Origin of the sequence: Bradyrhizobium sp. AT1 (assembly GCF_001590795.1) — a bacterium.
Lineage (GTDB): Bacteria > Pseudomonadota > Alphaproteobacteria > Rhizobiales > Xanthobacteraceae > Bradyrhizobium.
Map to the genome: position 1 here is coordinate 6,582,664 of NZ_JXDL01000001.1, position 12,502 is coordinate 6,595,165.

Below are 12,502 nucleotides of genomic sequence, written 5' to 3' on the forward strand. Positions count from 1 at the left end.
GGTTGCCGCGGCTTGGGTCTGGGCGTCAGCCTCGGTGGTCAGCGCGGCGACTTGCTCGGGCTCCGTTGCCGGCAATCCGATGGTCGGCACCTGGTCGCGCAATGACGGCTCGGTCTCGGCCGCCACCTCCGGCTCCGCGCGGAGGACCGCGAGCATCGGCGGGGCGGGCTCGGACGCCTGCGCGAAGCGCTGTTCCTGCGGGCCGTTCCGCCAGGAGGGGTTGTTGGCATACTGCTCATGGCTCGCCCGCAGCAGCGCGGCGGCGCCCAGGCCGAATACCAGGAGGGAAGTTGACAGCAGGATCGCGGCAAACAGGAAGCGAAAGCCGGGAAGCATCGAGGGATTGCAAATTTCCGCCCCGGCGGCGTGGAGTGCCAGGGCCCTTGAGCCATCTGAACGCGGTGACGGTACTGTGTGCCGCGTTCGCCACGCGGAGATCGGGAGCTCAAATTGGCGGCGAATCAGGCTGATTCGAACATACCGCAGAGATTCCGACCCGTTCCGCAAAAAACGGGGCCGAAGACTCCGGCAAATGACGCCATGAGCTGATTTCCCGCCCCGTGATGCAACGGGGCAACGGTAGTCTTGCGGATCACAAATCGGCAAATCCGGCGCAAATAAGCCTGATATGTCTTGAATGTGCCGCTATCTTCGGCCATCTGGCCGTTAACGGTCCTGACGGGCTAGGGGACTATACAAGAGCGATGATGATCAAACATTTTCTGACGATATGCGCTGCCGCAACAGTCGCTGCGGCGGGAACCTCGCTCGCGCAGGCTCAGAGCTATCCGGTCCAGCAGGCGCCGAGCTATGGCGCCCCGGCGGAATATCGGCCCGGCGATCGCACACCGAACTTCGATGCGCTGGAAGACGACGACGACGCGATGCCGCACACGTCGCTGCCGCCGCCCGGTCCGGCCGATGATCCGCGCTATGGCCGTCCCGTTGGCGCGCCCCCCGTCTACTCGGCGGCCCCGCCGCAGGGCCCGGTGATGTCGCCGGATGATCCGCGCTATGGCCGTCCCGCTGGCGCGCCGCCGGTCTATTCGGCCGCACCGTCGCAGGGCCCGGTGATGTCGCCCGACGATCCCCGCTACGGCCGCCCCGCCGGTCCGCCGCCGATCATCTATGCTGATCGTCCGGGCCAGCAGGCTCCGACCAATGACGGCATGCGTCCGCCGGAAGCCGTCGGTGGTCCCGCCGCGACCGGTACGGTCCAGGCCGGGCAGCCGCCCGTCGGCGCCGATGGAAGGCCGATGACGATGGCCGCGCTGCCGCCCGAGGAGCAGCCCGATGCTGCGCCGGTGCAGCTGCCGCCGAACCTGCGCCGTCAGGAAGTCGCGTTCCAGACCAAGGAGCCTGCCGGCACGCTCGTGGTCGATACGCCGAACACCTATCTCTATTACGTGCTCGGCAATGGCCGTGCGATCCGCTACGGCGTCCGCGTCGGTCGCGACGGCTTCACCTGGACCGGCGTGCAGAAGATCACCCGCAAGGCCGAATGGCCGGATTGGCATCCGCCGACCGAGATGATCGAGCGCCAGCCCTATCTGCCGCGCTTCATGGCCGGCGGTCCCGGCAATCCGCTCGGCGCCCGCGCGATGTATCTCGGCTCGACCGTCTACCGCATCCACGGCACCAACCAGCCCTCGACCATCGGCAAGTTCGTGTCCTCAGGCTGTATCGGCATGCTGAACGAGGACGTCTCGGACCTGTTCGACCGCGTCAAGGTCGGCACCCGCGTGGTGGTGATGCCCGGTGGCCCGCCCCCCGGTACGGCGACCGCCTCCGCCGCGCCGGCGCCCGGTTCTGCTGCCGGTCCGGCTCCGATGGCCGCCCAGGCGGGTCCGGTCCCGGGCACGCAGCCGACGGTGGTGCCGCCGCTGCCCGCGCCGGTCACTCTGCGCTAAGCGCTTCGCGAGAATTCAGATTGCAATGGGCTTGCCTTGGCACGCCCATTGTCATTTCAGGCCAGCTTGCGCGCCAGCTCGCCGCCCTTGGTCCACGCGTCGATCGCCTCGACCATCTGGCCGTAATGGATGCGCAGGCCGTCCTCGGTGGCGTAGCCGAGATGCGGCGTCAGCACGAGATTGTCGAGCTTGCGGAAGGGATGGTCGACCGGCAGCGGCTCGACCGCGAACACATCCAGGCCGGCGCCCGCGATCTTGCGCTGCTGCAAGGCCTCGAGCAGCGCCTGCTCGTCCACGATCGGCCCGCGCGCGGTGTTGACGAGAAACGCCGTCGGCTTCATCCGCGCAAGATCATCGCGGCCGACGAGACCGCGCGAGCGGTCGCTCAGCACCACATGGATGGTGACGATGTCGGCCTTGGCGAACAACTCCTCCTTGGTGGCGTAGCCGACGCCGGCGCTAGCGCATTTCTCCGGCGTCAGGTTCGGGCTCCAGGCGATCACGTTCATGCCGAACGCCTTGGCGATCCCGGCCATCTTGCTGCCGAGCTTGCCGAGCCCGACGATGCCGAGCGTCATGCCCTCGATCTCGACCCCGGCAAAGGTCTGCCAGGGCTCTCCGGCATGCATCCGTGCGTTCTCGCGGCCGATGCCGCGGGTCAGCTCCAGGATCAGGCCCATGGTGAGCGGCGCCGTGGGATCGCGGGAATATTGCGTGCCGCCGATCACGACGCCGCGCGCCTTGGCCGCTTCCATGTCGATCGATGCGTTGCGCATGCCGGAGGTCAAGAGCAGCTTCAGCTTGGGCAGGCTCTCGAACAGGCCCTTGGGGAAGGCGGTGCGCTCGCGCATCGCGCAGATGATCTCGAAATCGGCCAGCGCGCTGGCCGCGGCCTGCTCGGAGGCGAAGGGATGGCTGAACACGGTGACGTCGACGCGATCCGACAGCTTCTGCCAGTCGGCGACGTCGAGCGCGAGGTTGAAGTAATCGTCGAGAATTGCACAGCGCAGCCGGCTCATCAGCGTTCATCCATGGCGTGAGGGGACGGCGCTGGGCGTTGGGCGCCGTCGTCGGAACTGGGCCATGGTTGCGCGCAAAGGGACGGCACGCAAGCCGCTTGCGTCTTCAAAAATCCGCTAGGGGAAGGTGGCTTTAGAGGTCGCGGGGCTTCAGGCGGAACGGCGCGTCCATGCCGTGCTTGGCGCGCCAGGCGGGGCCGGGGCCGCGCATGTAGTGCAGCTCGGGCCGGTAGGGATTGAAGGCGGTGGCGAAGAAGCGCTTCCAGAATCCCTTGATCTCCGAGGCGAAGTCGGAGACGTGGCCGGCTTCTGCCGGAACGGGAAGAGAATGGGTCTCGATCAGAGCCATGATGCGGCCTCGCTGTGCTCCCGTTCGTTCTGAGCGGGTGGCGCTGTTTCCGCGCGAAACCGAGCTTTCGGCCTGATTTATTAAAAGATGGTTTCAATTGTCCGGATCGGTGGCCGGATGGTGTCTGCCCAGTATTCATCCGTGGTGAACGGACGGAAAACATTGCCCTTTGGGGGCGGGATCGCTACATCGGCGGCGAAGCAAATTTCCTCAAATCGAAGGTTTTCGGGACCGATGGCGCGCCAGTTCATCTATTTCATGCAGGGCCTGACCAAGAGCTACCCGACCCGCAAGGTGCTCGATAACATCCATCTGAGTTTCTACCCGGACGCCAAGATCGGCGTGCTCGGCGTCAACGGCTCGGGCAAGTCGACGCTGCTCAAGATCATGGCCGGCCTCGACAAGGAGTATAACGGCGAAGCCTGGGTCGCCCAGGGCGCCCGTGTCGGCTATCTCGAGCAGGAGCCGCAGCTCGATGCCAAGCTTTCGGTGCGCGAGAACGTCATGCTGGGCGTCGCCAAGCAGAAGGCCATCCTCGATCGCTACAACGAGCTGGCGATGAACTACTCCGAGGAAACCGCCGACGAGATGACCAAGCTGCAGGACGAGATCGAGGCCCAGGGCCTCTGGGATCTCGACAGCAAGGTCGACCAGGCCATGGACGCGCTGCGCTGCCCGCCCGATGATGCCGACGTGACGAAGCTCTCAGGCGGTGAGCGTCGCCGCGTCGCGCTCTGCAAGCTGCTGCTCGACCAGCCCGAACTGCTGCTGCTGGACGAGCCGACCAACCATCTCGACGCCGAGTCGGTGTCGTGGCTCGAAGGCCATTTGCGCACCTATCCCGGCGCGATCCTGATCGTCACCCACGATCGCTACTTCCTCGACAACGTCACGAGCTGGATCCTCGAGCTCGACCGCGGCAAGGGGATTCCCTACGAGGGCAATTACTCGTCCTGGCTGGTGCAGAAGCAGAAGCGCCTGGAGCAGGAAGGCCGCGAGGACGCCGCGCATCAGAAGACGATCGCCCGCGAGCAGGAATGGGTCGCGTCCTCGCCGAAGGCCCGCCAGGCCAAGTCGAAGGCGCGCTATCAGCGCTACGAGGAGCTGCTGAAGCAGGCGAGCGAGAAGCAGACCCAGACCGCGCAGATCATCATCCCCGTCGCCGAGCGGCTCGGCGCCAACGTGGTCGATTTCGAAGGCCTCAGCAAAGGCTTCGGCGATCGCCTCCTGATCGACAATCTCACCTTCAAGCTGCCGCCCGGCGGCATCGTCGGCGTGATCGGCCCCAACGGCGCCGGCAAGACCACGTTGTTCAAGATGATCACGGGCCAGGAGAAGCCGGACTCCGGCACGATCACGGTCGGCGAGACCGTGCATCTCGGCTATGTCGACCAGTCGCGCGACGCGCTCGACGGCAACAAGAACGTGTGGGAGGAGATCTCGGGCGGCAACGAGCTGATCCTGCTCGGCAAGAAGGAAGTCAACTCGCGCGGCTATTGCTCGTCGTTCAACTTCAAGGGGGCCGACCAGCAGAAGAAGGTCGGCGCGCTCTCGGGCGGTGAACGCAACCGCGTACATCTCGCCAAGATGCTGAAGTCCGGCGCCAACGTCCTGCTGCTCGACGAGCCGACCAACGACCTCGACGTCGACACGCTGCGTGCGCTCGAAGAGGCGCTGGAGGATTTTGCCGGCTGCGCCGTCATCATCAGCCATGATCGCTGGTTCCTCGACCGTATCGCGACCCACATCCTGGCCTTCGAAGGCGACAGCCATGTCGAATGGTTCGAGGGCAACTTCCAGGATTACGAGAAGGACAAGATGCGCCGGCTCGGCCAGGACAGCATCATTCCGCACCGCGTGAAGTACAAGAAGCTGACGCGGTGACGGCGGCATGATGCGGCGGGCGCTCATCGCTGCGGTGATCGTGGTCACCTGCGGCGCGTCGTCTGCCCGCGCCGCCGATGCCGCCTTCACGCAGTTCATCGCTTCGCTCTGGCCGGAGGCGCAGGCCGAAGGCGTCTCGCGCGCGACGTTCGACGAGCAGACGCGCGGGCTCGAGCCGGACTACAAGCTGCCCGACCTGATCCTGCCCGGACGGCCCGCGACCGGTGCGCCGTCGCAGGCAGAGTTCGTGCAGGTGCCGGCGGATTACGTCAAGGAAGCCTCGATCGCGCGGCTGGCCGGCGAGGGACAGCGGCTGCTGCAGAAATATCGTGGTCCGCTGAGCGAGATCGAAAAGAAGTCCGGCGTGCCCGCGACCGTGATGCTCGCGATCTGGGGCCGCGAGACCGACTACGGCCGCTACACGTTGCCCTATGATCTGGTCCGCGTGCTGGCGACGCAAGCCTATGTCGGCCGCCGCAAGGACCAGTACCGCACCGAGTTCATCCTCGCGCTGAAGATCATCAGTGAGGGCGTGGTGACGCGCAAGGACATGCGTTCGTCCTGGGCCGGCGCCACCGGGCTGACGCAGTTCCTGCCGTCCGAATATTACAAGCACGGCGTCGATTTCGACGGCGACGGCCGCATCGACATCTGGCATTCGGTGCCGGATGCGCTGGCCTCTGCCGCGCAGCAACTCGTCAACAAGGGCTGGCAGAGCGGCGTGCGCTGGGCCTATGAGGTGCAGGCGCCGGCCAAGGTCGATTGCACCAGTGGCGTGCCGGAGGTGACGAAGCCGATCGGCCAGTGGCTGCGCGAAGGCTTCGTGCCGGTGCGCGGACAACGCTTGAGCGCCGCCGAGCAGGCGCAGCCCGCCTCGCTGCTGCAGCCGGAGGGCATCTACGGCCCGTCGTTCCTGACCACGAAGAACTACTTCGTCATCAAGGAATACAATTTCTCCGACCTCTACGTGCTGTTCGTCGGCCATCTCGCCGATCGCATGACGAGCCCGCTTCCGTTTGCAACACCCTGGTCGGCCTCCAAGCAATTGCGCACCAGGGACGTCGAGACCATGCAGCGCGGGCTGACGCGCGCTGGGCTCTACAAGGACAAGATCGACGGCAAGGCCGGCATGCAGACCCGTGCGGCGCTCGGCGCCTATCAGAAGTCGGCGGGCCTCAAGGTCGATTGCTGGCCGAGCGAAGAGGTGCTGCGCTCGATTCAGGCCGCGCGCTAGCTGGTCGCGTTCTCTGACCTCAAAGAAAAAGCCCGGCCGATGCTCTCGGCCGGGCTTCGATCGTGGCGCTGAAGAGCGCCGCGCGATCAGATCAGTAGCAGACGCGGACCGGGCGAACGACCCAGCCGTAACCGTCCCAATAGCGCTGGCGCTGCCAGTAGCAGGGCGCGGGCGGCGGGGGCTCGGCAACGTAAACCGGACCGCCATAGGCCGGACGGCTCGACGCGATGGCGCCGCCGACAATGGCGCCGCCGATCAGGCCGGCTGCGATGCCGGCGCCGACGCCGTCATGGGCCTTCGCGGACGGCGTCGCGGTCACCAGCGAACCGGCGACCGTCGCGACCGTGAGGGCGGCAACAAGAGTCTTCTTCATGCTCAGGGCTCTCCTGGGAGATGGGTTCCTCTTGTTAGAGGCGCCCGGGTTTCAAAGGTTCACGCACACGCTAATGGAATTGGCCGTGCAGCTAGGAAGCGCGCAATTGGTCAACCCACGGTAAACGCACACGGAGGTGTGACGAGAAAAAGCGGTGTTTTTCAGGCCCTGAGATGAACGACGCATCCGTATTGAACCGGCCCAGCCGCGCTGTCGCATTGAACCGGTTCGAGGCGCCTCAGCCGCAAACTCTGACGCGACGGACGCGCCAGGCGTAGCCGTCCCAGAAGCGCTGCTTCTGCCAGACGCAGCCGCCGCCGTAATAGCCGTCGGCGACATAGCCCGGACCCGGCGCGTAGTAACGGGGCGGGTAATAGCCGGGTTCGTAGTAGCCCGGGCCGGGTCCGTAATAATACGGAGAAGCCAATGCGCCGCCGACGATGGCGCCGCCGATGATCCCGGCCGCCACGCCCGCCGCCACACCGCGCTGCGCATGGGCCGGCGTTGCGGCCGTAAAGGCCAAGGTGGCGACGGCAGCCGCCGCCAGGAGCAATTTCTTCATTGGCTTGACCTTTCGAGCAAACACGCGGGAACTCTTTGGTTGCAGAGTTCCATACTTCGTTTGAATGATCAATGAACGGCAGCTTTGCCGGGCGCGACCTAATGATATCGGGCGCAGATGGACCTGGGAGGCGACGATGGGCAACGCGATGATAAATGCACTGATCGCTGCCGGAGTCGTCGGCGCGATCGGCTATGGCTGGTTGACCCACCTCCAGAACCGCAGCCGACGCTCGCGCGCCGGCGCTGGGGGCGACGGCGGAGGCGGTGGCGGCGACAGCTACGCCGGGTCGAATGACGGCTTCTCGCTGGGGAGCTGGTTTTCCAGCGACAGTTCAGGGAACCCGACTGACGGAGGCAGCTGCTCGAGCAGCGATAGCGGCGGCGGTGGCGGGGATTGCAGCGGTGGCGGCGACGGTGGTGGAGGCGGCGGCGACTAGATCCCCTCTAATCTTGATCCAGCGCAACGCTGGGTTTTGATGCCGTTCTAGGCTGCTATTGGGCCAGTTTGGAATAGCTTCAAATACCGCTTTTTCCTTTTGCATCCGGCCGGCCCGTTAAATATCGATGGTGACGCATCACCGAAGGGCCTGCCGCTTCCATGATCGTTTGTTCCTGTAACGTGCTGAGCGATGACGACATCCGCGCCGCCGTCGCCGAGTCCGACGACGCCGTGCGCCATGCCAAGCAAGTCTATGGATGCCTGGGCTGCAGTGCCGAATGCGGCCGCTGCGCGCGGACCATCAAGACCATCATCGACGAAGCCCTTGGCCCCTGCGCCCAGTCCTGCTGCTCGGGCTGCCCCCATAACCACACCGTAGCCGCCAATGACGAGGCGGCAGAGCCCGCCCGGTTCGCCCTCGCAGCCTGCTGAATCTTCCGCCAGCCATTGCTGCGCTTTTCCCCGGCTGCGTCCGTGTAGCCAGTTGCCCTCATTCGTAAACTGACTTAGAAGCGTTCTAAACTCGGTTTAGGGCCGATTTGGACTGCAAGAGCTGGAGTGAACCATGCAGGGCGACGCAAAAGTCATCGACTATCTCAACAAGTCACTGCGTCACGAGCTGACTGCGATCAACCAGTACTGGCTGCACTACCGCTTTCTCGACAATTGGGGCCTCCTCGACATGGCCAAGGTCTGGCGCAAGGAGTCCATCGAGGAGATGGAGCACGCCGACAAGCTCACCGCGCGCATCCTGTTCTTGGACGGCTTCCCGAACATGCAGGTGCTCGATCCCCTGCGCATCGGCCAGAACGTCAAGGAGATCATCGAGTGCGATCTCGCCGCCGAGATGAGCGCCCGCGCGCTCTACCAGGAAGCGGCGACCTACTGCCACGGCGTCAAGGATTACGTCACGCGTGACCTGTTCGAGAAGCTGATGAGCGACGAGGAGCACCACATCGACTTCCTCGAAACCCAGCTCGACCTGATCGGCCGCATCGGCCTCGAGCTTTACACCCAGAAGCACGTCGGCGGGCTCGAGGGCGAGGGGCACTGAGCCCCGCCCAGCTCTCTCATTCGTCATGGCCGGGCTTGACCCGGCCATCCACGTGTTTCCGCTCGACGAAGACGTGGATGCCGGGGCATGACGGTTCGTCTGCTGAACCAAGCTCCGCCTACAATTGCGTCTTGTAGAGCTCTTCCACGCTCTCCTGGCTTGCCGGCTCGCCGAGGCCGGTCTGGTCGTGAATGACCGTGACGATGCTCGGCATCACCGAGCGCTGCACCTTCTCGGGCGACCACAGCTTCGAGCGCATCAGCGCCTTGCCGCAGTGGAAATAGACTTCGCTGACGGCGAGGTTCAGCACCGCCCGCGGCGGCTTGCCGAATTCGACCATCGCGGCGAGCAGATCCGGATCGGCCGACAGCGTGCCGCGTCCGCCGACGCGCAGCGTCTCGTCGATCCCGGGCACGAAGAACAGCAGTTGCACGAAGCCCGAGCCTTCGACGACGTTGCGGAAACTGTCGATGCGGTTGTTGCCGGAGCGGTCCGGCATCAAGAGCTGGTTGGGACCTGCGACGTGGACGAAGCCGACGCTGCCGCCGCGCGGCGAGGCGTCGACGCTGCCGTCCGCGCCTGATGTCGCGAGCACGCAGAACGGCGACATCTCGATGAATTTCTTCGCATGCGCATCGATCGCGGGACGTGCTTTCGCGATCACGCGGGGGCTCGGCTTGGCATAGAGGGTGGCAAGGTCTTCGGCGCAAAGATCGGTCAACGGCATGCCTCCGCATCGGATTGGCCTCAACCTATCCGATCGAACCGCCTCCAGCCAATGGAATCCATCAAGACGCGTTACACGGCATCCGCCGGCACGAAGCAGCTGATGATGATGGCGCCGCGATGGTGGACATACCACACCACGGCCTGGCCGACCGGATTGCCCTGGTCGCGGATGATCGCGCGCTCGGGCACCTCCATCCATTGTCCCTCGATCGGTACCCAATAGGCGCCGCCGCGCACATCGTAGTCGGTGCGATGGCCATCGGAGATGTCGCAGCAGGGCACGCCGTTCGGCGCGATCACGCGCTTGAACCAGGCGCGGATGTCGGGCGGGACGTGGTCGTATTGCCCGTTGTCGAACGCGAACGCGGCGCTCGTCAGCGCCGTCATCGTGGCCAGCCAAACGCACAGTGCGAGCCTGTGCATGCGATCCTCCGTCGCGTTCCGATTCGTATCGTTGACGCGATTAAGCCCGAGCCTTCAGCGCATTGCATGCTCAAATAATATGCGGCGATAGCGGGTCGCACATGATGCGATGCGGTATCAACGTCGCGCTCGCGTCTCGATCGACGCGAGCAGCGATTTCGGTGCAACGTTGCGCCAGGCCATCTCGAGCGCGCTGCGCAATGTCACCGGATCGATCTTCGCCAGCTTCACGTTCGTGCTGCCGCTCATGCCCCAGGCGCCGGGGACCGGACGAAACAGCTCCGGTTCGGCGTCGACGAGCATGGTCTGCTGGTCCGGCGTGAGCTTCACCATGCCCCATGTGTCGTCGGGATAACCCAGCGTCGCGAACACGCGCTTGCCGATGCGGAAGTCGGCATGGCCGTGATGTGCGCCCTCGATGACGCCGGGAAATGCGAGTGCAGCCTTGCGAAAGCGGGATTTCGACATGCCGTCTTGCTGTTCGCCTCACATCGTCCGCTGCGGCGCGGTCTGCAGCAATTGCCTGACCTGCTCGGCGTAGAATTTAGCATTGCCGGTGGTGCCGTGGCCGCGCGTCTCGGTGCTTGCGGGGATGAGATACAGCTTGCCGTTCTTGACCCGCTTCATCGCAGCGTCGGTGATGCCGGTCTCCGGCGGATTGCGTTCGTCGTCGGCTGAGTTGATCAGCAGCAGGGTCGCCTCGATCTGCTCCAGTCTGTCGCCGGCATTGTAGTCGTGCGAGGATTCCCACTGATAGACGAAGTCGTTGGCATCCGCCGTGATCGGCGTCGCCAACCGGTCGTCGACCATCTTGTCCGCCTTGGCTGCGGTCGGCGCCTGCTGCTGATAGGCCAGCGTGCCGCCGATGCTGGCGATGCCGTAGGCGGTGGCTGCGTATTTCATCATGCGCGGCTGGCTGGTGTAGTTGCCGCCATTGTAATCGGGATCGTTGCGGATGGTGTCGAGCATGATCCGCCGCATCATCCAGTTGCGTGAGGCCATCTCGGTCGGCTGCGAGGCCATCGGGATCAGCGCATCCATCGCCTTCGGATATTTCTCGCCCCACAGCCAGGTGTGCATGCCGCCCATCGAGTTGCCGATCACGAGCCGCAGGTGCTTGACGCCGAGGCCTTCCGTTACGAGCCGGTATTGGGCCTCGACCATGTCGTCGTAATTGTACTTTGGAAAGCTCGTTTTCATTCCGTCCGAGGGCTTCGATGATTTGCCGTGGCCGATATTGTCGGGAATGATGATGTAATATTTGGAGGCGTCGAGCGGCTGCCCCGGACCGAACAGTTCACCGCCGAAGGTGGGCCCCAGCATACCGGTGCCCGAGCCGCCCGTGCCATGCAGCACCAGCACCGGTTGGCCGGTGGGCTCGCCGACGGTTGTGTAGTGCAGCTTCAGCTCCGGCATGGTCTCGCCGGTGTGGAACTTGAAATCCCTGGCGATCCAGTCGCCCTGCCTGGGGGCCGGATAATCGGCGGCCCATATCGGCGTCGAAAAGGACAGCAGGATAGCCGTCAGCGCGGCGCAGGAAGCCTTCATGTTTCTCTCCCCCGTTTGCGGCTCATGGTCGTCGGCCGCGTTGCGGTGGAACTTAGCAGAAGTGCGGAGAAGGATGTAGGATTTCGGCTCCCCCGATCGTCTTCATGGAAACATCCGGAGAGGTCCCTGCATGTGCCGCAACATCAAGACGCTGTTCAACTTCGAGCCGCCCGCGACGGAGGACGAGATCCACGCCAGCGCACTGCAGTTCGTGCGCAAACTGTCCGGATTCAACAAGCCGTCGCAGGCCAACGAGGCGGCGTTCGACCGTGCGGTGGCCGAGGTCTCGGAGGCCGCGCGAAAACTCCTGACCTCGCTGCACACCCATGCCCCGGCGCGCGACCGCGAGGTCGAGGCGGAAAGGGCCAAGGAACGCTCGCGGCTGCGGTTCGGCTAGCGATCGCTGACAAGCCCATTCCGTGATCTGGCTCACGGAAGGAAGCTTCCTGGTCAGCGATGGTGTCCGCCGGGGTTTTGTCAGCCCGGAGCACGACCATGAGCCGCCCCCTTCTTCCGCTAAAGGCAGGTGCCATCATCTTCACGCTGCTGTGGACGGCGTGGATGATGTGGTGGAGTGGCTCGTTCTCGAGCGCGAACGTGATCATCCTCGCTCTGTGCGGCGCCGTGGTCGGCTATCTCTGGTATCGCGCCATGCGCTGGCAGTTCGAGCGCATGGGCATGCTGCCGCGCAAGGATGATTCATCGGCCGCTTCCTGAACCGAGACTCGTGCGGCTAGTCCTTCTCGCCGTGCTTCTTCTTTTTCTTCTTTTTCTTGTGCCCGTCGCCGTCGCTGTCGTCGCTCTCATCGTCGACGATGGGCTCCTCGGGCTCGTGCACGGCGGCCTCCAGCGCTTCGCGTTCGGCGGCTTCGCGCTCGCGTTGGCGGCGGCGCTCGTCCCAGGCGTCGAACAGTTGATCGAGCCACGGCAGCACCTGCTCGATCGACGGCAGCTGACCGGCCGGTCCGGGCTCGCC

16 protein-coding genes and 2 pseudogenes are annotated in these 12,502 nt (G+C 64.9%); 8 read left to right on the forward strand and 10 right to left on the reverse strand.

The window, feature by feature from the left end:
- Positions 1 to 336, reverse strand: a pseudogene (locus SE92_RS30500) (hypothetical protein); the annotation flags it as partial.
- A 371-nt stretch (positions 337 to 707) separates the two neighbouring features.
- On the opposite strand from SE92_RS30500, the gene SE92_RS30505 reads away from it, so the two are divergent.
- Entirely contained in the window at positions 708 to 1,910 is a 1,203-nt protein-coding gene (locus SE92_RS30505) for a L,D-transpeptidase family protein (protein WP_063201898.1), read from the forward strand.
- A 56-nt stretch (positions 1,911 to 1,966) separates the two neighbouring features.
- Here the strand turns inward: SE92_RS30505 and SE92_RS30510 are convergent, their stop codons facing one another.
- Together SE92_RS30510 and SE92_RS30515 are read right to left on the reverse strand one after the other, a co-directional pair.
- Positions 1,967 to 2,929, reverse strand: coding sequence for a D-2-hydroxyacid dehydrogenase family protein (locus tag SE92_RS30510; RefSeq protein ID WP_063201901.1), 963 nt, complete (start codon positions 2,927 to 2,929; stop codon positions 1,967 to 1,969).
- A gap of 133 nt (positions 2,930 to 3,062) precedes the next feature.
- Positions 3,063 to 3,278 carry a hypothetical protein gene (locus SE92_RS30515; RefSeq protein WP_063201904.1) on the reverse strand — a complete coding sequence of 72 codons (216 nt, stop codon included), beginning with the start codon at positions 3,276 to 3,278 and terminating at the stop codon, positions 3,063 to 3,065.
- Between the two features lie 234 nt (positions 3,279 to 3,512).
- Here SE92_RS30515 and ettA point away from each other — a divergent pair, with 234 nt between their 5' ends.
- Together ettA and SE92_RS30525 are read left to right on the forward strand one after the other, a co-directional pair.
- Positions 3,513 to 5,162, forward strand: coding sequence for an energy-dependent translational throttle protein EttA (ettA, locus tag SE92_RS30520; protein ID WP_063201907.1), 1,650 nt, complete (start codon positions 3,513 to 3,515; stop codon positions 5,160 to 5,162).
- Between the two features lie 7 nt (positions 5,163 to 5,169).
- Positions 5,170 to 6,396, forward strand: coding sequence for a lytic murein transglycosylase (locus SE92_RS30525; RefSeq protein ID WP_063201909.1), 1,227 nt, complete (start codon positions 5,170 to 5,172; stop codon positions 6,394 to 6,396).
- Positions 6,397 to 6,487: 91 nt separating this feature from the next.
- Here SE92_RS30525 and SE92_RS30530 read toward each other — a convergent pair whose 3' ends face one another.
- Together SE92_RS30530 and SE92_RS30535 are read right to left on the reverse strand one after the other, a co-directional pair.
- Complete coding sequence (locus SE92_RS30530; RefSeq protein ID WP_063201912.1) at positions 6,488 to 6,769, reverse strand: hypothetical protein; 282 nt, start codon at positions 6,767 to 6,769, stop codon at positions 6,488 to 6,490.
- Between the two features lie 238 nt (positions 6,770 to 7,007).
- Positions 7,008 to 7,331, reverse strand: coding sequence for a hypothetical protein (locus SE92_RS30535; RefSeq protein WP_063201915.1), 324 nt, complete (start codon positions 7,329 to 7,331; stop codon positions 7,008 to 7,010).
- Between the two features lie 136 nt (positions 7,332 to 7,467).
- Here SE92_RS30535 and SE92_RS30540 point away from each other — a divergent pair, with 136 nt between their 5' ends.
- From SE92_RS30540 to bfr, 3 genes are all read left to right on the forward strand, one after another.
- The gene (locus tag SE92_RS30540) at positions 7,468 to 7,770 is read left to right on the forward strand and encodes a hypothetical protein (RefSeq protein ID WP_063201918.1); all 303 of its coding nucleotides are present in this window, start codon (positions 7,468 to 7,470) and stop codon (positions 7,768 to 7,770) included.
- A gap of 161 nt (positions 7,771 to 7,931) precedes the next feature.
- Positions 7,932 to 8,204 carry a (2Fe-2S)-binding protein gene (locus SE92_RS30545; protein WP_063201921.1) on the forward strand — a complete coding sequence of 91 codons (273 nt, stop codon included), beginning with the start codon at positions 7,932 to 7,934 and terminating at the stop codon, positions 8,202 to 8,204.
- 133 nt (positions 8,205 to 8,337) lie between these two features.
- Entirely contained in the window at positions 8,338 to 8,826 is a 489-nt protein-coding gene (gene bfr, locus SE92_RS30550) for a bacterioferritin (protein WP_027529403.1), read from the forward strand.
- A 118-nt stretch (positions 8,827 to 8,944) separates the two neighbouring features.
- Here the strand turns inward: bfr and SE92_RS30555 are convergent, their stop codons facing one another.
- The 4 genes from SE92_RS30555 to SE92_RS30570 form a co-directional block, all read right to left on the reverse strand.
- Positions 8,945 to 9,547, reverse strand: coding sequence for an MSMEG_1061 family FMN-dependent PPOX-type flavoprotein (locus SE92_RS30555; protein ID WP_063203849.1), 603 nt, complete (start codon positions 9,545 to 9,547; stop codon positions 8,945 to 8,947).
- Between the two features lie 77 nt (positions 9,548 to 9,624).
- Positions 9,625 to 9,978, reverse strand: a complete 354-nt coding sequence (locus tag SE92_RS30560; RefSeq protein WP_063201923.1) for a hypothetical protein — start codon at positions 9,976 to 9,978, stop codon at positions 9,625 to 9,627.
- A gap of 117 nt (positions 9,979 to 10,095) precedes the next feature.
- Positions 10,096 to 10,446, reverse strand: coding sequence for an MmcQ/YjbR family DNA-binding protein (locus SE92_RS30565; protein ID WP_063201926.1), 351 nt, complete (start codon positions 10,444 to 10,446; stop codon positions 10,096 to 10,098).
- A gap of 18 nt (positions 10,447 to 10,464) precedes the next feature.
- The gene (locus tag SE92_RS30570) at positions 10,465 to 11,526 is read right to left on the reverse strand and encodes an alpha/beta fold hydrolase (protein ID WP_063201929.1); all 1,062 of its coding nucleotides are present in this window, start codon (positions 11,524 to 11,526) and stop codon (positions 10,465 to 10,467) included.
- Between the two features lie 130 nt (positions 11,527 to 11,656).
- Here SE92_RS30570 and SE92_RS30575 point away from each other — a divergent pair, with 130 nt between their 5' ends.
- Together SE92_RS30575 and SE92_RS30580 are read left to right on the forward strand one after the other, a co-directional pair.
- The gene (locus SE92_RS30575) at positions 11,657 to 11,923 is read left to right on the forward strand and encodes a DUF2277 domain-containing protein (RefSeq protein WP_011089416.1); all 267 of its coding nucleotides are present in this window, start codon (positions 11,657 to 11,659) and stop codon (positions 11,921 to 11,923) included.
- A gap of 98 nt (positions 11,924 to 12,021) precedes the next feature.
- Entirely contained in the window at positions 12,022 to 12,243 is a 222-nt protein-coding gene (locus SE92_RS30580) for a hypothetical protein (protein ID WP_063201932.1), read from the forward strand.
- 16 nt (positions 12,244 to 12,259) lie between these two features.
- On the opposite strand, the pseudogene SE92_RS30585 reads toward SE92_RS30580, so the two are convergent.
- Positions 12,260 to 12,502: pseudogene (locus tag SE92_RS30585) on the reverse strand (collagen-like protein); the annotation flags it as partial.